We start from the raw sequence: 21104 nt of genomic DNA, 5'->3' as shown, positions 1-21104 counted from the left end.
AAACATAGCAAGAGGTAACAAGAGCAATATTAAACAGTAAAGGAGCTTTTGAAAATGGATCATAAGCTTGCAGCGCCTACGCCGCCGCTCGGCTGGAATAGTTGGGATTGCTACGGTGCAGCCGTAACAGAAGAAGAAATTCGGGGCAATGCGGAATACATGGCACAGTATCTCAAAGCATACGGATGGAGCTACATTACCGTCGACATTCAGTGGTACGAGCCTCATGCGAACTCCTCACAATACCGGCCGTTTGTCCCACTCGTAATGGATGAGTATTCCCGGCTCATGCCTGCTGAGAACCGCTTTCCATCTGCGGCAGGCGGACAAGGATTTAAGCCGTTAGCCGATTATGTACACAGCCTTGGACTTAAATTTGGTATTCATATTATGCGCGGCATTCCTCGGCAAGCGGTCCACGCTGGCACTTCCATTCTCGGTACGGCGGCGACCGCACGGGATATTGCGCATACGAACTCGATCTGTCCATGGAATACGGATATGTATGGCGTGGATGCTTCGAAGGAAGGGGCGCAGGCTTATTACAATTCCCTCTTTGAATTGTACGCAGAGTGGGGCGTTGACCTGGTAAAGGTGGATGATATTGCGGCTTCCAGGCTGTACGACACCCATCAGCCGGAGATCGCTATGATCGCAAAAGCGATCGAGAACTGCGGTCGGCCCATGGTGTTAAGCCTATCTCCTGGGCCTGCTCCGGTGGAATATGCAGAGTTTTTTACCTCGCATGCGAACATGTGGCGTGTCACAGATGATTTTTGGGACCAGTGGCCGCTCCTTTTGGACATGTTCGATCGTTGCCGGGTATGGCAGGGCATACCAGAGGCAGGTTCCTGGCCTGACTGCGACATGCTGCCGCTCGGTCACATCGGTATCCGCTCGGTAGATGGGGGGGGAGCGGACCGCTGGACCCGGTTTACTCGCGACGAACAGTTAACAATGATGTCGCTTTGGAGCATCTTCCGCTCACCGCTCATTTTTGGGGGCGAATTACGAGACTGCGACGACTGGACACTGTCGCTGCTTACGAACCGTGAGGTTCTGCGCATGCACCAGGAGAGCCGCGGAGCCAAAGAAGCATTACACCAAGGAGATCTCATCGTCTGGACGGCCGAAGACACCGAAGGCATTCGCTACGCTGCCCTATTTAATATCGGTGAGAGTCTGCTTTCGCTAGACTTGGATATTGAGCAAATTGGCCTGGTAGGCAGCACTGCTGGCACTGAACTGTGGAGCGGAGCACCAGCCGAACTTACGGCAGGTGTGCTTCGGGCCACTGTGCCGCCACATGGGGTACGTCTCTATCGGTTCTATTAAGAATATTAATAAAGAGATCTGCCCGTGATGGACAGATCTCTTTATTGTATCTACAAATGTTCACGGCGAAGTAGACGAAAGGAGCAAAGAGTGATTCGCTTGAGACCCTTTGCCCAAATAGCGCGCCTAAAAGCCAGCATCCTAACATGGTTTCCTTAGTACCCGCGGTACTTTTTAATAAACTGAACGGCTTTCCGAATATCTTCTTCTGGTGAAGCACCCACTTCACGCTCAATTGTGAGGTAGCCTTTGTATCCAATCTCTTGCAGCGCAGCAAAGTACGCATCAAAATCAACTTGGCCTTCGCCTAGTGGAACCTCCAGGAAAGAGGCGCCGGAAGAAGCCATTTCTGCAATTTTCTCATGTGTCATGCCTTCATATCCAAGGTAACCATAGACCTCTTTGGGATCAATAGGTCTTATTTGTCTGCCGTCTTTCACATGGGTATGGACGATGTAATCTTTCAGGATCTTGACGCCTTCCACGGGATCATCGCCTGTTACCATGACCATGTTTGCCGGGTCAAAGTTAACGGATACGCCGTTCGTACTGAGTGTATCAAGGAAGTTTTTGAGATGAGCAGAGCGCTCAGGTCCCGTCTCAATGGCAAAGTAGGCGTTCATACTCTTCGCATAGAGACCAAGTTCCTCACAGGCAGACTGCATCGCAGCGTAGATCGGACCGTTTACATCATCAGGAACAATACCGATATGTGTTGTGACCACATTTGTTCCTAGTTCTACAGCGAGGTCAAGAATGCGTTTGGACTTTTCAATTTTTTCAGGATTAGCCGCTGTATCTTGAAATCCATGACCGCCAAGATCACCGCAGAGAGCCGATATTTCAAGTCCGAGATCTGCAATATAGCTTTTCAGTTCTTTACGTGCAGAAGTAGAAAGGTTCTCGGGTGACATCTCGCCGGATACGGCATAGATTTGTACACCTTCTGCACCAACTTCTTTGGACTTCTTCAAACCTTCTCGCAGTCCGACCTGAAAACTGTCGGACATAACGCCGATTTTATTTGTAAAAGACATACTGAAGCCTCCTTATTGATTGTACTTATTCCGTGAGTTACGAATGCTTAAGCTTCGTCCCAAAATCTCTTCACATTGGCAAGGCCCACTCGTGCACCAAATTCACAGTCCTCAACGCCTTCGAATTCAAGACTGAGATATCCGTCATAACCGGAGGCCTTTACCAATTGAATAACATCGCGCATCGGAATATCGCCTTGACCCGCCACTGCTCCGCGCAGGTAGTTACCGGCAGTGGATCTAAAAAATCCATCGCCTGGATTCTGGCCGGCAGGGCGTACATAGAAGTCTTTAATATGCACAATGGATGCATAAGGAAGGTTGTTCTTCACACCAGCGAGCGGTTGTTCATCTGCACATAGGAAGTTACCTACATCGAGTGTCGTTTTGAAGTTAGGCATATTCACTGCGTGAATCAGGGCCTGAACCCGGTCACTGTGCTGAATGAAATAGCCGTGATTCTCTACACTTGTTGTAATACCGTACTTGCCAGCGTATTCCGCAATCTCCCGGCAAGCGGCAGCAAGCCGGTCTATATTTGCATTGAAATTGGCGATAGATACATCGGGAGAAGAAGCTACATCATGACGCATCAGCTTCACGCCGAGCCTGTTTGCAATATCGACTTCATTTTTCACGCGTGCAATTTCTTGCTGGTAGGCTTCTTCACTATCTACAAGAAAATTGGCGCCAATGGCATAGTTGGATATTTCAATACCGCGCTCCGCAGCTTTCGCTACGATAAGATCAATTAGTTCAGGCTGTTCTGTCAGGTTATAACCAAGCGGTACGATTTCTATATGTTCTCCGCCATGATCGGCTGTGAAATCAATGACATCTGCAATCGTCATCGTTCCTTTTTTGAGTGCTTGATACAAGCTGTAGGAACTGAGTCCGAGTTTCATAGGTATACTTCCTTTCCTGTACTTGCGGATTCATAAATACCACGAAGAATTTTCATGACTTCTACGCCGTCTTCCACAGGGCTGATCGGCTGCTTACCTGTCTGAACACATTCTACAAAATGATCAATTTCTGCTTGGAATGCTTTTTCAAATTGGAATCCTTTGCTGTCGGTTTGCGGGCTGATGTTGATGATTGTGTCATGCTTCTCGGTAACAATGACGACTTCTGGATCGATCTCGAATCCGCCTTTTTCTCCGTATAGTTTCACTGAACCTTCATTTTCCTTTGCATGAAGAGTGAAGCTGACATCAACCATTAGGGTAGAGCCGTTCTCAAAACGAATGAGTGCATTTGCTAAATCTTCTACATCATTATCTTGATTATTCGGGTTATAGTCGGCTGCTTTATAGGAAGAAAGATTTTTGATATTAGAGCGATCTCCTAGCTTGCGGTAGGTATTACCTGTAACCGATTTCACTTTTGGTCTGCCCATCATATACCAGCAGAGGTCAATCACGTGGACACCGATATCAATCAGCGGTCCGCCGCCGGAACGTCTTGAATCAGAGAACCAGCCGCCTGGGTTGCCGAGTCTGCGAATGTAAGATGCTTTGGCATAATAGATTTCACCAAATTCTCCATTATCGATAAAAGAGCGAAGCATTTGTGCGTTAGGATCATAGCGGCGAACAAAGCCGACTTGCAGAATCTTACCCGATTCTTGTACTGCTTGTTGAATCTTATAAGCTTCCTCTACTGTACGGCAAAGCGGTTTCTCCACCAGAACGTGTTTACCTGCTTTCAGAGCTGCAATGGCGATCTCCGCATGGGTATCATTCCACGTACAGATGCTGACGGCATCGATTTCTTCATTAGCAAGCAGTTCATTGTAATCACTATAGGCATGTGGTGCTTCGTATTTATCAGCGGTTTGTTTGGCCCGCTCGGCATTCATATCGCATACCGCATGAAGAACCGTATTTGGATTGTTTTTGTAAGGTGTTAGATGATATTGCGAGATGCTCCCAGCACCAATTACACCAATTTTAAGTGTTGTCATATGTAAATTTGTGCTCCCTTCAAATTCTAGAATAGGATATACTAGACAACAGAAGTGTAAGGATTATCTCCTTTTTTCTATCATCTAGAATTACCTTTATTGTAGTGAGACCCTGCGGGGAAAGCCATGTAGAGCGTTGCTGATTATTTGAACAAATGTGCGATGAGTGGAGGGATGGCCTATGCTTAGAGACGCTGCTTTACGGGAACCGATGGATATGCCTGATCCGCAGTTTCCACTGAAGCTTCATTATTGTGAGTCGACCGAAAAAGGGCAAATCTTATTTCATCCTCATTTTCATGAACATATGGAAATTTTATATTTTGCGCAAGGCGAAGCGATTATCGAATGCAATTCGGAGCAAACACAGGTCAAAGAAGGGGACCTTATCATCCTCAATAGTAATGACCTGCACCACGGAATCAATGTATCGGGCCACGTACTGTATAATGCGCTGATCACGGATCTGTCTCTACTACAGAGCCCATCGCCTGATGCAGTGGGGACGAAGTTCATTACTCCGATGACCCAAAATAATGTCATGTTCAAAAACCACATTCCTGATGATTCTGAACTGCGCACCGCATTTGAACAAATTCTTCAAGAGTTCCAGGGGAAAGAACTTGGGTATGAAATGGCCATTAAATCGAGTATGTACCGGATGCTGACGATATTGTTCCGTAGACATATAGCAGAGTACATGCCGAGTGCTGAATATAATAGCCGCACCAAAAATTTAACGAGATTTGCTCCCATTTTTAAATATATCGAGGAACATTATCTGGAGGAACTATCGGTGGAGCTGCTGGCTCATAAGGCAGGGTTATCCCGTTTTCATTTCAGCCGCTTATTCAGTGAACTGACGAACAAGACAGTGACCGAGTATATCAATCAGTTCCGAATTAATAAGTCAGAATATCTGCTTCGCAATACAGAAATGACCATATCAGAGGTGGCCCTTGCTTCAGGGTACAATGATATTTCTTACTTCAGCCGGACGTTTAAAAAATATAAACAAGTACCGCCTTCTTTCATCCGAACCTCCATCAAAAGCGAATAATGGAAGCATATGGGGTTGTAAAAGTTCGGGATTAACCGTGATTTTTTTGTGAAATAGTTGACTTCTTTTGTTATATTTAATATTCTTGTTATTGTCCTTTTACACAATGTAGACAGGATAAATGAATATATAATCAATACAATAATGATTTACACTTCAGTCGTTCGTAACTTATATCCTACTTACGAATATAGGAGCCTATATTTTGTCATCCTATATGAAGAATTAGGATTTTTTGTTTTGATTCGAATGACAATACAAGTCATGGAGGCACAGCTTCAATGGAAAAATGGTTTAAATTAAAAGAACGAGGCACGACCATCCCGACGGAGATCATTGCGGGGCTTACGACCTTCTTTACAATGGTTTACATCGTCATCGTGAATCCGGGTATGCTCAGCAGTACGGGAATGGATTTTAACGGTGTATTCATTGCAACCGTGCTTGCGAGTATTATTGGTACACTTATTATGGGACTTGGTGCGAATTATCCGATCGTCATTGCGCCAGGAATGGGGCTTAACGCGTTTTTCGCATACAGTGTCGTAGCAGGATATGGAGTTTCTTGGCAGGTAGCACTTGGTGCAGTATTCATTGCCGGAATGCTGTTTGTTATTTTGTCGCTAACTTCCTTTAGATATATGCTCTTGGATGCCATACCGGGCAGCCTCAAACATGCCATAACGGCAGGGATCGGACTTTTTATTACTACGGTTGGACTTCAAAATGCAGGAATTATTGTTGCCTCCGAATCGAATCTAATTGCACTAGGTAATTTATCAGATCCAATGACCATGCTTACGATTATTGGACTACTCATTACCGTGGTGCTTATGTCATATAACGTAAAAGGGTACTTATTTATCGGGATGGTAGTTACGGCCATTATTGCGTGGTTTATGGGATTGCTTCAGATGCCAGAATCCATCGTATCGATGCCGACAGGGCTGTCATCAACCGCTTTCCAACTTGATATTGCAGGTGTATTCTCCAGTGGACTTTACACCGTTATCTTTACTTTCTTACTGATTACTTTGTTTGATACAACAGGCACCATGCTTGGGGTAGCAGAGAAGGCGGGCCTTATCAAAGAGGGTAAATTCCCGCGTTCACGCGGAGCACTTCTGGCGGATGCGGTAGGTACAACATCAGGAGCTTTGCTCGGTACAAGCCCGACATCAGCTTATATTGAATCCAGCACAGGGGTAGCAGCAGGCGGCCGTACGGGTCTTACTGCAGTAGTGGTAAGTATCCTGCTTGCACTGACCTTGTTCTTCTCGCCGCTGATCGGTGTATTATCCGGCATTTCCGCCATTACCGCTCCGGCGCTTATTATTGTAGGTTACTTTATGATTAATGCAATCAGCCAGGTTAAATGGTCTGATGTAGAGGAAGCTTTCCCAGCATTTCTCATCATTATTCTCACTCCGCTTACGCACAGTATTGCAACAGGGATCGGCGTAGGATTTATTTTCTACCCTCTGCTGAAACTGCTGCGCGGGAAAGGGAAAGATGTACATCCGATCTTCTATGTTTTTGCAATTTTGTTCTTCATCCAGCTCGTGTTCCTCGAACACTAGAACTTTCGAGTTGTTTTACTAGAATATAGCTACTCAAACCCTTAGACCACGTAATGAGAATTACGATGATCTAAGGGTTTTGTTTTTAGTTACATAGGCATAATTGAATACATAACTAAAGAGATTTGAAATTAATTCCACTAATTAACATATGAAATGGTCACCAATTCGCAGGGTAGTGAAGAATTTATGGATATGTTATTCTTTTTGGGAAGCGCTTCCAAAATATGTGTAACCAAAGGAGATGTATAAGGTTGAATCGAAAATGGAAATCTACGCTTACGCTTTCTCTGGCTTTTGCACTTGTTCTCTCCCTGTTTTCTTCTACCTTGAGCCCTACACAAGCTGACGCAGCAAAAGGCAACAAATCTAAGCTTCAATCTTACGTAAACGATATGCAGCCAGGATGGAATCTTGGAAACTCTCTGGATGCCGTAGGTGCAGATGAGAAGGCTTGGGGCAATCCGCGCATCACGAAAGAATTAATTCAGAATATTGCAGATGAAGGATATAAAAGTATTCGAATTCCAGTGACCTGGGATTCCCATATCGGAGCAGCGCCAGACTATACCGTGGAACCTGCTTATCTGAACCGTGTTCAGGAAGTAGTCCAGTGGGCTCTTGATGAAGGGCTGTATGTCATGATTAACGTTCATCACGATTCTTGGGTCTGGATCAGCCATATGGAGAAAAAACATGACGAAGTGCTTGCTAGATATAATGCGATCTGGACGCAAGTTGCCGACCACTTTAAGAATCAGTCTAACAAGGTGATGTTTGAAAGTGTGAACGAACCTCGCTTTACGGATGGCGGAACAACGGATGAAGAGAAACAGCTAGAGATGCTCGAAGAACTGAATTTATCTTTTTATAAAATAGTCCGTGAGTCCGGCGGGATCAACGCTACTCGTCCACTCGTATTATCTACACTTGAAGCATCTCCATCACAAGAGCGTATGGACGCACTGTCTAGCACAATTACAAAACTGAACGATGAGAACATCATTGCAACCGTTCATTACTATGGCTTCTGGCCATTTAGTGTGAACATTGCCGGCTACACTCGTTTCGAAGAGGATACAAAAAATGATATCGATCAAACTTTTAATAACGTATACAACACCTTTGTAGCCAAAGGTATACCCGTAATTTTAGGTGAGTACGGGCTGCTTGGTTTTGACCAAAGTACGAATACGATTGAACAAGGTGAAAAACTGAAGTTCTTTGAATACCTTACGCATGTTCTAAAAGAAAAAAATATTACACATATGCTGTGGGATAACGGACAGCACTTTAGCAGAACGGAATACAAATGGTCTGATCAGGACCTTTTTGACATGATGAAAGCAGGACGGAAGACACGTTCGGCTACCGCTGAAACGGATCTAATTTTTGTGGAGAAAGGCGCAGCTGGGCAAGATCAGCAGATCCAAATGAACTTGAACGGCAATCGGTTAACGAAACTGAGTGTCAATGGAAAGAACCTGAAAAAAGGGAAAGAGTATGTCCTTTCTGGCGAGAAACTCACCATCAAAGCAGCAAAATTAGCAGAATTGACAGCTTCAGGCGAGTATGGAGTGAATGCCGTAATTACTGCGGAGTTCAACAAAGGCGCAGACTGGAAGTTCCGTGTAATCACAAACAGTACACCTGAGCTGCAGAAAGCACAAGGAACAACGGATAATTTTGCAATTCCGGTTCAATTCAACGGCGATTTGCTTGCTACGATGGAAGCTGTTTATACAGATGGAAGCAATGCAGGTCCGCAAAACTGGACTTCCTTTAAGGAGTTCGAATACACATTCAGCCCTTCTTATGAGGATGGAAAAATTACGCTGAAACCTAATTTCTTTAACGAAGTGAAAGATGGAGAAGTCATTTTGAAATTCCATTTCTGGAGCGGAGAGATCCTTTCTTACAAACTCCATAAGAGCGGGACTACGATTACAGGCACTGTAATGTAATACAAAGCAGGACTTATAGCAGGCTAAATATTTTTAACAAAAGAGGGTCATACCGGGTCGGTCCGGAGGCCCTTTTTTTGTTTTTTTAGATAAGCACTAAGGCTCAAAATACAGATGCTTATGAACTAAATTCATAGAAATGTCGTAATATTACATGATTATAGTGATAATTAACACGGTATCCAGCATTTGTGTTATATGTTATGTTGTTTTGGTAAGCGCTTACAAATTTACAAACGAAAAGGAGATGTATAAGGTTGAATCGAAAATGGAAATCCAGTCTCATGTTATCTCTGGCATTTACTCTCGTCTTTTCCTTGTTTGCTTCTAGTTTGAAAATGGATAAGGTACAAGCAGCCACGAGTATTCAGTCCTATGTAAGTGATATGCAGCCCGGATGGAACCTTGGAAACTCTTTGGATGCCGTAGGTGCGGATGAGACTGCTTGGGGGAACCCACGCATTACGAAAGAATTAATTCAGAAAATTGCAGCACAGGGGTACAAAAGTATTCGAATTCCAGTGACCTGGGATTCCCACATCGGAGCAGCACCGAATTATACGATAGAGGCTTCCTATCTAAACCGTGTTCAGGAAGTGACGCAGTGGGCTTTGGACGAAGGACTCTACGTCATGATTAACGTTCATCACGATTCTTGGGTCTGGATCAGCCATATGGAGAAAAATCATGATCAGGTTCTAGCCAAATACAATGCAATATGGACTCAAATTGCCGATCGTTTCAAGAATTCGTCGAACAAGCTAATGTTTGAAAGTGTGAATGAACCCCGCTTCACCGACGGCGGAACAACGGATGAGCAGAAGCAACTACAGATGCTAGAGGAGCTGAATCTTTCGTTCCATAAGATTATCCGTCAGTCTGGAGGGGGAAATGCGGCACGTCCGCTCGTGTTATCAACACTTGAGGCATCACCAACTCAGGAGCGAATGAGTGCACTGTACAGTACAATCTCCAAGCTGAATGACACGAATATTATTGCGACAGTTCATTACTACGGCTTTTGGCCGTTTAGTGTAAACATTGCTGGATATACACGCTTTGAGACAGACTCCCAGAATGACATTAAACAAACTTTTGATAACGTTTATAACACTTTTGTTGCAAAAGGAATTCCTGTCATTGTAGGTGAGTATGGGCTCCTTGGTTTTGACAAAAATACGAATGTCATTGAACAAGGAGAAAAACTTAAATTTTTTGAATATCTTACAAATTACTTAAAACAGAAGAACATTACACATATGCTGTGGGATAATGGACAGCACTTTAGCAGAACGGCTTATACTTGGTCAGACCAAGATCTCTACAACACAATTAAAGCAGGAGTTACAACACGTTCTTCTACAGCGGCATCCGATCTCATATTCGTGAAAAAAGGAGCGACAGTAGAGGACAAGAAAATTCAGCTGAGTCTTAACGGCAACACGCTTAGCGAACTGAGTGTGAATGGGCAAAAGCTGGTATCTGGTCAAGATTACACGCTCAGCGGCGAGCTTCTTACGATAAAAGCTAGCCAGTTAACGAAGCTGACTTCATCAGGGAACTATGGGGTTAATGCCGTGATCAAAGCCAAGTTCAATAAGGGTGCAGACTGGAACTTCCGGGTGATCGTGAACGCGAAACCTCAGCTGCAAAATAAACAAGGAACAACGAGTGATTTTGCCATTCCTACTGCTTTTAACGGAGATCTGCTTGCTACGATGGAAGCGGTCTATACGAGTGGAGGAAACGCAGGTCCGCAGAACTGGACTTCCTATAAGGAGTTCGAATATACATTCAGTCCTTCTTATGATTCTGGAAAAATCACGCTCAAACCCGATTTCTTCAATGAAGTAAACGACGGAGAAGTGATTTTAAAATTCCATTTCTGGAGCGGAGAGGTTATCTCTTATAAAATTAAAAAAAGCGGAACAAGTATTACAGGGACGGTAATGTAACTATAGGTATGCAGTAACAGATTATAACAAAAAGTACGCGCAGTAAAAGATTTAACAAAAAATGCGCAGTAACAGAAAAAACAAAGAGGGTCACACCGGCTAGGACCGGGTGACCCTCTTTTGTTCTCTGCGTACATAAGCTTCTGGTGTCGTTCCAACAGCGGCTTTAAAGTCTTTAATAAAATGAGACTGGTCGTGATAGCCAAGATCCATACTTAGCTTCAGAAGTTGGAGAGTGTCTCCCTGGCCTAATATTTCTGCTGCATTTTGTAGTCGGTAGAGTCGTATGACTGTTTTGGGACTCAGACCGACATATTGCTGAAAAAGACGCTGTAACTTTCGTTTGTTGATTTGAAAACAAGTGCACACATCATCTACCTTCGTGATTTCTTGATGATCTTGTATATAGGTCGTAATACGTTCTACTTCGAGACCCATCTCGTCTACAGACGGCAGCAAGGGAAGGAGCAGCTGATCCATTTGCTGGACAAGTTCATTATGGGATACCTGTCTGTTTAGAAATATAGACTCCAGCTCCTGATTAGAGTGTGGAAGCAGAGACTCAGCAGGAATAGGGGCATGAGTTAAACCCATGATCGGTTTTTGAATCCACGGATAGAAGCCGCCCGGCTTAAATTTGATGCCAAATACGCAGCCTTCTTCTCTTAGCTGATGACCATACTTCGTAGATGAAGGACCAAAAAAGAAGGTGCGTCCTCGCTCAATGACCAAGTTTACACAAGGATTAGGAATGACATCTTGAGTAAACATGTCTCCAGGAGGGAGGTTCCATTCTACGATCCAGTAATGTTTAATAAACCGGCTGAGTTCTTCATGAGGATGGTAACGTTTCAGAGTAAAGTGCTGCTTGCCGTATTCATGATGAAGCAGGCCGAGAGAGCGCTGATCTATTGATTTAGACATAAGGTTCTCCTCCAGCGAAGAGTCGCGTTTTTACAATACTTTTAGTAGATCAAGCGAGTAAGATGGAAGTACAACTTCAAAGAAATAACGACAAAAAGCGGACTACACTGCTGTGTGAAAAATGAGATAGGGAGTGATTTATAGTGGAAGTTTTGCATTACGAGTTTTATATTGGAGCAAGCCCAGACCAAGTATGGGATACCCTGTTTCAGCCTGAAAATACTAAGAAAATATTCTATGGATGTACGCTTGAATCCTCTTTTGAGACCGGGTCTTCCTTTCAATATGTAGGTCCGGGAAAGGACGGGGAGAGGACCATTCATCTATATGGAGAGGTATTGTCATATGAACCTGGAGTTAAGTTTAGCTGCTTAGAACATCCGGGTCCGTCTTACAAGGAGAATCACGAGGAGCTTGCCTCACGAATGACGTATCTGTTTGAGCCGGTTGGGGACTGCACGAAGCTGACTTTAATTAATGATCAGTGGAGTGAAAACCATCCCTCTTACGAAAGTACAAAGAGTCACTGGTGGATGATTCTTAGTAACATTAAAACCCTCGCAGAGACAGGAAAGACATTACATTTCGGCTTTTGATCTAGTAGGACATGCTCCTGCGATATGCGCCAAAAAGACTCCCTTAAACCAAGTAAGGGAGTCTTTTTGCTACAGGGATTTAAAATTATTTTTTACGTGACATTTTATCGTATAAACGAGTTACTCGTGCAGCGAAATCTTCTAGATTCATCGAGGCTTTATTGCGGCGATGGTACCACTTTTTAACCGTATCAATTACCCACCGCGGGACCTTAACCTGGTTAAACCGTGGATACACATGGTAATAAGCCCAAACGAGATGATCCCACCGCTGGTCATCCCCTTCTTTTACATATTCAGAAACATCGAGGACTTTGGCGCGTCCATTCTGATTCAGTACATTTTTTAGGTGGATGTCTCTCGGGTTAAGCCCTACACTTACCGCATACGCACGGGCTTCTTTTACATCAAGAATGACCTGTTCAGGAACGGGAATTCCCTCCATAAGACAATCTTCCAGTGTAGGTCCTGTTTCCATACTGAGCACCAGGTAACGATCACCTTCTCCATAACAGACAGCGAAAAAGGGAGAACCGGCAAGCCGGTCGTAGACTGATTTTTCAATCGTCTTCTTCTCCATCGCTTCAGGAGAATATATTTTAAATGCAAATTGCGGATATGCTTCGATTGTAAATACAGCTGCGTCGGTTCCAACGCCGATACAATATACACCAGCAGCTTGATTTGTAATACTCACAAGTTCATTATCATCGCTGCCGATGATATCAACCTGACTCAAGAGAGAATCAATTTTCTCTAGATCGGGTAATTCCAAATAGTGATTTGGGTAACGATCCATGTACGTGACAACCCCTTCATATTTCGAGCCCTGTTCTGTTTAGTAACGGTGTAAACAGGAGTAGGCCGCCGTAGGTTTCTGTTTCTATTCTATGATAAAATACAATACAACAAAGCGATGACAGATTGCAAAGAAAGGCAGAAGATGCTTATGATAACAACGTATCCTCCTTGGTCATACTCTGGTTCTAGAGCCGCCATATTTGATGATTGTCTTCGTAAATATTATTACCATTATTACGGTTCTCATAATGGGTGGAAATTAGAGACGGCAGAACCGGACCAAGTCCAGACCTACCGTTTAAAACAGCTCAGCAATCTTTATCTCGTATTTGGGAATCTGGCTCATCAGATGTGCGAGTCCGTGATTCGCAGCTGGGATAAGGAACGCAAGGTTCCGGAGGCTTCTTTTTTATACCAAAAGATGAGAGAACTGCTTAACCAGGCGTACAAAGAGTCGCAAGATGTGACCGGCTGGCATCTTCGTCCTAAATATCAAACCATGTTATCCGAAATCTATTATGATGAAGATGACAAGCTGAAAGACCGAATTTCTTCTATTAAGTCCCGTATACAAACGGTTGTTGACAAGCTGTATCATACGAGAACATGGAAAGAAGTAGAGAGCGGCGCGGCCCATATTATGGAGATCGAGAAATGGGATCATATGATTTTGCATGATACGAGGGTGTACGTGAAGATGGACGTCCTGTACCGGAATGAGCAGGGACATATTGTCATTGTAGACTGGAAGACTGGCAAAGAGAATGATTTTACAGATCAGCTATATCTCTATGCGCTTTATGTTCATGAGCACTATAATGTTCCGTACGAACACATCGAGATGCGAGTTGAATATCTGCTTACAGGCGAGTGTGAAACCTATCAGGCTACGCAGCAAGATATTGATAAAGTATCTGCATCGACCTTACGATATATTGAAGAAATGAAATCCTGTCTTGCTGATGATTACTATAATCGTCCCAAAGACATCTCTTTCTTTACACCGATGCCGTCAAGAAGAGTATGCGGAGAATGTAATTTTCGTGAAATCTGCAGCTCGCGGGCGGTGTAGTGACTAGACACTGGATGATGTCCAGTGTCTTTTTGGTATGTCGATGTCGTTGTTTATTCTACCTACAGCGAAGCAAGAGGGCTACTCTCTGGAGGGGTAAGATAAAGTTTTCTTATGGTTATCGCGATACTGACGAGGGGACATGCCTACCACTTTCGTGAAAAGTATGGAAAAATAATTCGCATTTTCGTATCCTGTTAATTTGGCAATTTCCCATACTTTCATCTCTGTTTGTACAAGGAGCCGTGTTGCTTCTCCCATCCTTCGCTGAATCATGTAATGAATGGGGGAGGTGGAGTAACGGTTTTTAAATAAATGAGCGAAATAATACGGACTTATATTAAAATGGTCAGCCATTTTTTTGAGAGTCAGAGGCTGGGTATAGTTCATATCTATATATTCTTTAATATCAAGGACTATTTGTTGTCTGCCGGTGTCTGGCGAACGGGTCTGCTTACTTAGCATACGAGAAACAAGAAGTAGGATCGACTGCAGCAAGTGCTGGCAGATCTGTTCATGCCCTTCGTCCCGAATCGTAGATTCTTCGAATAGGAGTTCCATCAGGGTGATCATTTCAGCGGAATAGCTGTTAGCACGAATAACAGGGTCACGATCCGGCGGAATGATCCATTCCTTTTTGGAGTGAAAGCCGCAATAGCAAATATATATGGGTTTGTCTTTGGAAGACTTCTCGGCATGGAGAATCCCTTTATTGTAAATAAGGATGTCACCTTCGGCTGCATCATACTCTATATCTCCAATGGTGAACTTGCCTTCTCCTTCTTTAATGACCAGTATCTCAAACAGATCTTCATGCTTATGGCTTGGAAACTGCCAGCCCGGGTTATTGCTCACGTGTCCTGTATACAGCAGGCGATCATCCAATTCTACTGTATAGGTTCCGGTTATCCCCGCATTCATGTCAGTCATTTGTAATCCGTTCCTCTCTAAAATAGCAAGATATATAACATTGTAACAAAAACGAGCAATATGTTTCATTGTGAATCGAAGACTACCGCCGTAAGCTGTATGAAGAACAGATTTAGATACATAAAGGAGAAAACCATGCCATATCCAAAGGAAAAAGGATTGATATTTTCATTCACTTTCATGGCATTTATTCTGGGAACGACGGAATATGTCATCGTGGGGCTTTTAAGTGAAATTGCAGGTGATTTTGGGGTAACACTTGCAGCAGCAGGTATTTTGATCTCTGGTTTTGCGCTTGCCTATGCGATTGGGACACCGCTTATCCTGAGTGTCTTAGGTCATTTGCCTAAACGATTGCTTCTATTAACAGGAATTACGCTCATTATTGTGCTAAATATGCTGAGTGCGGTCTCTACCTCTTTTGCGTTCCTCATGGGGACGAGGGTAGTGACTGCCATTTTGTGCGGACTTTCTTTATCGCTCGCCATTTCGGTGGCAAGTGATTACGTGGAAAAAGCAAGGCGTGGACGAGCAATTTCCTATATCCTTGGCGGATTTACGATTGCAAATGTATTTGGTGTACCGATCGGTACCCTTGTAGGTCAACATTTTGACTGGCCAGCCACATTTATTCTGGTTTCCATTCTTGGGGCAGGTGCCCTCTTACTGAACTGGATCTACATACCGAGAGATATACCCATCGTGAATGTATCGGCGAAAGAACAGTTCGTTCTCCTTACTAACTATCGGATCCTGCTTGCGTTCTTTATTCCGGCCATGGGTACCGCAGCGATCTTTACCGTATTTACCTATATTACACCGATCATGGGTAAGGTCATGCAGCTGCCAAGCAGCTTGTTCAGTACGGTGTTATTCGCCTATGGTCTAGTTACGATTGTAAGTAATCTAATTGGCGGAAGAATTGCTTCCGGGGATTATGTAGGAAAGCTGAGGATTGTATTTATCCTGCAAGCCGTTATTTTTATTCTATTCGGGCTGACGGCTGCACTGCCGGTCATCGGATTAATTAGTCTGATTCTTATTGCGCTGACTTCCTATATTCTGAATGCTTCCACGCAGCTGTATTTAATCGATCTTGCCTACATGTATGTTCCAAAAGCAAAGGATTTCGCGACCTCACTCATGCCGGTAGCAAATAACCTGGGGATAGCGATCGGTTCTTTTATAGGCGGTTTAATGATTGATATTAGCGGGCTTAGGGCATTACCTTGGGTAGCCGCCGGGTTTACGCTCATTGCCCTTGTGATTACTGCGGTGTCTCATCGTCTAGATCGTAAACAGGGAATGCAGATGAACGCAAGTACTCTAATGAGAGAAGAAGAACTTTCTGCTTCCGGGACACACATGTCATCGTAAAATAGGGGATATAATGATTCGATAGCAGAAACAAATCAGAGATTGTTTACGTAGAATTCTACGAGAGCAATCTCTTTTTTTCTGTAAAGACAGCATTATTAAGTTGAAGATGCATTAGTGATCGCTTTGTCTGCCGGCGTATAATCATAACCTAAATCTCTTGCTACTGCTTCGAAAGTAACTTGTCCTTGGAAAACATGAAGTCCGGCACGTACGGCAGGGTCAAGCTTCAACGTTTCCAGGACTCCGTGGTCTGCGAGCTTCAGTGCATAGGGTAAAGTCGCATTGGTAAGACCGAGGGTAGAAGTACGAGGGACCGCACCAGGCATATTCGCAACAGCATAATGAACGATGCCGTGTTTAACATACGTTGGGTTATCATGAGTAGTTATGTGATCAATGGTCTCCACAATGCCGCCTTGGTCTATCGCTACATCGACAATAACGGAACCTGGGCTCATGCGTTTAACCATGTCTTCGGTAACGAGACGAGGAGCTTTTGCGCCAGGAATGAGTACCGCACAGATCAGCAGATCAGAAAAAGCAACCGCATCAGCAATATTTGCTGGCGTAGATATCAAGGTGTGAATGCTGTTCCCAAACAGATCGTCCAATTCTCGTAATCGATTTACATTTAAATCGATGATCGTAACATCCGCTCCAAGTCCGATGGCGATTTTGGCCGCATTTGTTCCTACAATACCTCCGCCGATAATCGTTACTTTCCCGCGGCTTACACCAGGGATACCGGATAGGAGAATTCCTTTTCCACCTTTATTTTTCTCAAGCAGCTGTGCACCGATCTGCGCAGCCATACGGCCTGCCACTTCACTCATCGGTGTGAGCAGCGGAAGTGTTCCACCTGCCGTGATCGTTTCATAAGCAATGGCGGTAACGCCACTATCGATCAGCGCTTGGGTTAGGGAAGGCTCGGCCGCTAAGTGAAGATAGGTAAACAAAACAAGCCCAGGTCTGAAGTATCCATATTCACTGGTTAGAGGTTCTTTTACTTTCATAATCATGTCCGCTTGATTCCAGACAGAGGTTACATCCGTCAGTTCAGCACCTGCAGCAACATATTCTGCATCCGTAAATCCACTGCCTATACCTGCACTAGATTCCACGTAAACCTGATGTCCTTTGCGAACGAATTCAGCCGCTCCTTGCGGGGTGAGAGCAACACGATTTTCATTGTTTTTTATTTCTTTCGGTACTCCAATAATCATGGGAATCACCTCATTTATAAGATTCCATAATGTGTGGTAGCTATATTACAATTTTATGTGGGAGGGTGTGGAAATGCATCCTATATAATGTCTATTATTTAGAAAACTAGCAGGAGAATGACGTCAGGAGAGGAGATTCATTTTGCAATCACGGATAATAAAGGTGCAACAGGGTGACCCGGAAGCATTTTAGGAGCTCGTGCGATATTTCAGCGGGATGGCCCATGCGGTGAGTTATCAAAAGCTCTGTATTTCAAGCTTGTATGAGGGAGGAAGAAAAATGCTGCATATTGTGAATGGAGATGTCGTTGCAGAGAAGCTGAAGCAAGGGTCGTTACAAGGTGATATTCTGGTCTGGAGAGAGATCTATACGGTTGGACCTGTATTCGAGGAGATGAATACGGATGCTCATCTCACTGTGCGGGCGAAGTACTTAGAGCAGAATTTAGGCATTCCAGCTGAACAATATAGGATGACCTCTAAGCAGCAGGAAGAGCAACTTGCTAAGTTCCGGCAATACGACGAGGTAGTATTATGGTTCGAACATGATCTATTCGATCAGACGATGCTTTGTTATCTGTTGTCCTTTTTCGCTCATCAAGATCTGGGGAATACGAAGCTTAATCTGCTTACGATTGGCGAATTTCCAGGTATTGAGCGGTTCCGCGGCTTAGGTCAGTTAACGACTGAACAGCTGCTGACACTATCCGGTACGTGGCAATTGGTAAGCAGCAAGGAACTTCAGCTAGGTGATGCACTATGGAAAGCATACGCATCAAGAGATTTAGATGAGCTGCGGCAGTTATTGGACGGCGATACCTCGGCTTTACCTTTTGCAAAAGAAGCGTATCTTGCTTACCTTTCTCGCCTGTCGTCAGAACCTGATGGAATAGGGAGTGTGGAGCGGGAGGTAATGAAAGAGATTGCTGCTGGAGAGCATTCTCCTGATGGTCTATTTCGTAAAGTAGGCAATACGCTTCATCAATTGGGCATGGGCGATTTGGAATTTTGGTATGTGCTCCGTACAATGGCAGAACGATCTCAGCCTCTGATTATGCTAGAGGGAGTAGAGGATTTCAAGGCCGATACAACTGGGGGAGCATCTTTTAAAAATGCATCGATCTCTCTAACGAAGGCGGGGCTATCCAGAGTGTAGATCATACACTTTACTATGGATTGCGAAAGAGTCTGAGAACAATTCCTTTCTAAATAAAGTATTGTCCCTTACATTGTTAAATATTGAAGTATAGGGTGTTGAAATAAAAAGAAGAGGTTGCCCGAAATCACCATACGGTGAATAGGAACAACCTCTTCTTTGTTATGTGCGTGAATTAAAACGCCCAGTTTCCTTTTTTAAATACAGGTTCTTCTGTTCCGTCCGCAGTAACACCATAGATATCGAGTTCGGCAGAGCCGATCATGAAGTCGGTGTGAACTGTACTCGTGTTCAGACCATGCTCATTCAGCTGCTCAGGAGTCATTTCGGTTCCACCCTCGATACATGCAGAATAGGCACTTCCGATCGCGAGATGGCAGCTTGCGTTCTCATCGAACAGTGTTTTGTAGAAAAGGACTCCGCTGTCTGAGATCGGAGAATGGTGCGGTACAAGGGCAACTTCACCGAGATAATGAGCGCCTTCGTCCATGTTAACGAGACCTTTCAGCGTTTCTTCCCCTTTTTCTGCCGTCACGTCAACGACACGTCCATTTTCAAATGTAAACGTAAAGTTGTCGATGATGTTCCCGCTGTAGCTGAGCGGCTTCGTGCTGGATACTTTTCCGTTCACACCTGTACGCAGCGGAGCAGAATAGACTTCTTCTGTCGGCAGGTTCGGTACGAACCAGACGCCTTTTTCGTTTTCCTTATTACCGCCAAGCCAGATATGATTCTCTGGAAGTTCCATCGTAAGATCTGTACCTGGAGCAACGTAGCGCAGCTTTTTATATTGTTTTTGGTTCAGGTAATTGCTTTTTTCTTTGAGTGTTGCGATATGTTTCTCCCAAGCACCAACCGGATCAGGCTGATCGGCACGCACCATTTGGAAAATAACGTCCCATAGCTTCGCAATTTGCTGATCTTCCGGCAGGTCAGGGAATACTTTAGCAGCCCATCCCTTAGAAGGAGCAGCTCCAAGGGACCAGCTTACCTTAAAGGATTGAGTCAGCTGACGGAAACGTGTCAGTGCCGTGCTGAGTGTTCTGTTCGCGTTAATGATTTTTTGAGAAGATACACCTGCGAGCAGATCAGGATCATCGGACTTGATTGTAATAAAAGCAGCACCATTCTCTGCTTGTTCGATACGTTCTGCTGCTGTATGTTTTGGTACATCCAGGAAAGACTCCTCAGATGCCATATCATAGTGAATACGGGATACTTCATCATCTGACCAGTTGACTTTCACTTTGTAGGCACCCGCTTCGTATGCTTTTTTGACGATAGCACGAGCCAGTTCAGGTAATTCAATGGATATGTTCAGGACGACGGTTTGCCCTTTTTGTACATTTACCCCGACTTTCACGAGTAGTTCTGCATAATTATTTAGCTTGGTTTGAAAATCCATATCGGGCCATCTCCTTTTTTTGCGATCCGTTTTACTACATTTCTCTTCTCTAGTGTACCGCTATTTACCAATGAGTTAAAGTTTGCAACAGTTTTGCACGATTACTTGTTTGAATAATTCGCCGTATACCACTTTTCTAGATCTTCGCTATCAATGATATATATTTTATCCATATGATTTGGGTGTAACTCAATCCTGCCAGAATTACCGAAAAACTCGATTTCTACAGTGGTCTGATTTGTGAACTTAATGAAACCCGAATTGTTTGCCCCATACACATTACTTGAATCCATAGGTATGAGTTCTGCTTCCTCCATCATACGGACCACTTCGGTTGTTTCTTCAGTTGTCAGGGTTACAGGAGTTACGAAACCAATGGATATTTCTTGAACCTCGCCTGCAGCAAGTTTCTCTTTGAATTGATCTGGCCAATTTCGATCCGCGCTTCCCGCAGAACAGCTGGATATCACCGTAATAAACCCGGCGATTACGAGGACAATGCCGACAATTCGCTCTGTACTTAATGCTAACTCACTCGGTTCTGCATCTTTAAATCTCCAACCATAAGATAAATACCATGCTGAATAAGGAGAGATTGCTGCAATGAGTCCTGAAATGATGAACAAAAATCCAATAAAACCGGTCAAATAATAACACTTCCTATCTTTTCCTTCTGCTTAAGTGTACCATAGCAAACCATCTATCTGTACATCATTCACA

The 21104-nt window shown here is 44.0% G+C and carries 18 protein-coding genes; 9 read left to right on the top strand and 9 right to left on the bottom strand.

The window, feature by feature from the left end; all coding sequences use genetic code 11:
* Window positions 1-54 precede the first annotated feature (54 nt).
* On the top strand, window positions 55-1335 hold the full coding sequence (locus PV403_RS22545) for a glycoside hydrolase family 27 protein (RefSeq protein ID WP_332086054.1): 1281 nt from the start codon (window positions 55-57) through the stop codon (window positions 1333-1335).
* A 155-nt stretch (window positions 1336-1490) separates the two neighbouring features.
* On the opposite strand, the gene PV403_RS22540 is transcribed toward PV403_RS22545, so the two are convergent.
* From PV403_RS22540 to PV403_RS22530, 3 genes are read right to left on the bottom strand one after another with little or no spacing between them, the layout of a single operon-like run.
* The gene (locus PV403_RS22540; protein ID WP_332086053.1) at window positions 1491-2372 is read right to left on the bottom strand and encodes a sugar phosphate isomerase/epimerase family protein; all 882 of its coding nucleotides are present in this window, start codon (window positions 2370-2372) and stop codon (window positions 1491-1493) included.
* 47 nt (window positions 2373-2419) lie between these two features.
* Entirely contained in the window at window positions 2420-3277 is an 858-nt protein-coding gene (locus PV403_RS22535) for a sugar phosphate isomerase/epimerase family protein (RefSeq protein WP_332086052.1), read from the bottom strand.
* A complete protein-coding gene (locus PV403_RS22530) occupies window positions 3274-4338 on the bottom strand; it encodes a Gfo/Idh/MocA family protein (protein ID WP_332086051.1) in 1065 nt (354 codons plus the stop codon). The genes PV403_RS22535 and PV403_RS22530 overlap by 4 nt, the downstream gene beginning before the upstream one ends.
* A gap of 181 nt (window positions 4339-4519) precedes the next feature.
* Here PV403_RS22530 and PV403_RS22525 point away from each other — a divergent pair, with 181 nt between their 5' ends.
* From PV403_RS22525 to PV403_RS22510, 4 genes are all read left to right on the top strand, one after another.
* Window positions 4520-5398, top strand: a complete 879-nt coding sequence (locus PV403_RS22525; RefSeq protein WP_213532798.1) for an AraC family transcriptional regulator — start codon at window positions 4520-4522, stop codon at window positions 5396-5398.
* Window positions 5399-5679: 281 nt separating this feature from the next.
* Entirely contained in the window at window positions 5680-6978 is a 1299-nt protein-coding gene (locus tag PV403_RS22520; RefSeq protein ID WP_213532799.1) for an NCS2 family permease, read from the top strand.
* Between the two features lie 227 nt (window positions 6979-7205).
* Window positions 7206-8942: a cellulase family glycosylhydrolase gene (locus tag PV403_RS22515; RefSeq protein WP_332086050.1), complete on the top strand. Its 1737-nt coding sequence runs from the start codon at window positions 7206-7208 to the stop codon at window positions 8940-8942.
* Window positions 8943-9226: 284 nt separating this feature from the next.
* The gene (locus tag PV403_RS22510) at window positions 9227-10897 is read left to right on the top strand and encodes a cellulase family glycosylhydrolase (RefSeq protein ID WP_332086068.1); all 1671 of its coding nucleotides are present in this window, start codon (window positions 9227-9229) and stop codon (window positions 10895-10897) included.
* A 99-nt stretch (window positions 10898-10996) separates the two neighbouring features.
* Here the strand turns inward: PV403_RS22510 and PV403_RS22505 are convergent, their stop codons facing one another.
* A complete protein-coding gene (locus PV403_RS22505) occupies window positions 10997-11821 on the bottom strand; it encodes an AraC family transcriptional regulator (RefSeq protein ID WP_332086049.1) in 825 nt (274 codons plus the stop codon).
* A gap of 143 nt (window positions 11822-11964) precedes the next feature.
* Between PV403_RS22505 and PV403_RS22500 the strand changes: the two genes are divergently transcribed.
* A complete protein-coding gene (locus PV403_RS22500; protein ID WP_332086048.1) occupies window positions 11965-12417 on the top strand; it encodes an SRPBCC family protein in 453 nt (150 codons plus the stop codon).
* 85 nt (window positions 12418-12502) lie between these two features.
* Here PV403_RS22500 and PV403_RS22495 read toward each other — a convergent pair whose 3' ends face one another.
* Window positions 12503-13216, bottom strand: coding sequence for a serine/threonine protein kinase (locus PV403_RS22495; protein ID WP_332086047.1), 714 nt, complete (start codon window positions 13214-13216; stop codon window positions 12503-12505).
* A gap of 153 nt (window positions 13217-13369) precedes the next feature.
* Here PV403_RS22495 and PV403_RS22490 point away from each other — a divergent pair, with 153 nt between their 5' ends.
* Window positions 13370-14290, top strand: a complete 921-nt coding sequence (locus PV403_RS22490) for a PD-(D/E)XK nuclease family protein (RefSeq protein WP_332086067.1) — start codon at window positions 13370-13372, stop codon at window positions 14288-14290.
* A gap of 81 nt (window positions 14291-14371) precedes the next feature.
* Here the strand turns inward: PV403_RS22490 and PV403_RS22485 are convergent, their stop codons facing one another.
* The gene (locus PV403_RS22485) at window positions 14372-15220 is read right to left on the bottom strand and encodes a helix-turn-helix domain-containing protein (RefSeq protein ID WP_332086046.1); all 849 of its coding nucleotides are present in this window, start codon (window positions 15218-15220) and stop codon (window positions 14372-14374) included.
* Window positions 15221-15355: 135 nt separating this feature from the next.
* Here PV403_RS22485 and PV403_RS22480 point away from each other — a divergent pair, with 135 nt between their 5' ends.
* Window positions 15356-16597 (top strand): MFS transporter, encoded by a 1242-nt coding sequence (locus PV403_RS22480; protein WP_332086045.1) that lies wholly within the window; start codon window positions 15356-15358, stop codon window positions 16595-16597.
* Window positions 16598-16695: 98 nt separating this feature from the next.
* Here the strand turns inward: PV403_RS22480 and ald are convergent, their stop codons facing one another.
* The gene (gene ald / locus PV403_RS22475; protein WP_332086044.1) at window positions 16696-17823 is read right to left on the bottom strand and encodes an alanine dehydrogenase; all 1128 of its coding nucleotides are present in this window, start codon (window positions 17821-17823) and stop codon (window positions 16696-16698) included.
* A 280-nt stretch (window positions 17824-18103) separates the two neighbouring features.
* Here ald and PV403_RS22470 point away from each other — a divergent pair, with 280 nt between their 5' ends.
* A complete protein-coding gene (locus PV403_RS22470) occupies window positions 18104-18979 on the top strand; it encodes a DUF1835 domain-containing protein (protein ID WP_332086043.1) in 876 nt (291 codons plus the stop codon).
* Window positions 18980-19154: 175 nt separating this feature from the next.
* Here PV403_RS22470 and PV403_RS22465 read toward each other — a convergent pair whose 3' ends face one another.
* Both PV403_RS22465 and PV403_RS22460 read right to left on the bottom strand, forming a co-directional pair.
* On the bottom strand, window positions 19155-20384 hold the full coding sequence (locus tag PV403_RS22465) for an aminopeptidase (protein WP_160032419.1): 1230 nt from the start codon (window positions 20382-20384) through the stop codon (window positions 19155-19157).
* Window positions 20385-20485: 101 nt separating this feature from the next.
* Window positions 20486-21031 (bottom strand): DUF6199 family natural product biosynthesis protein, encoded by a 546-nt coding sequence (locus PV403_RS22460; protein ID WP_332086042.1) that lies wholly within the window; start codon window positions 21029-21031, stop codon window positions 20486-20488.
* Window positions 21032-21104: the final 73 nt, after the last annotated feature.

Source organism: Paenibacillus sp. GYB006 (genome assembly GCF_036577645.1).
Taxonomy (GTDB): Bacteria; Bacillota; Bacilli; order Paenibacillales; family Paenibacillaceae; genus Paenibacillus.
This window is presented reverse-complemented; position numbering and strand designations above follow the sequence as displayed.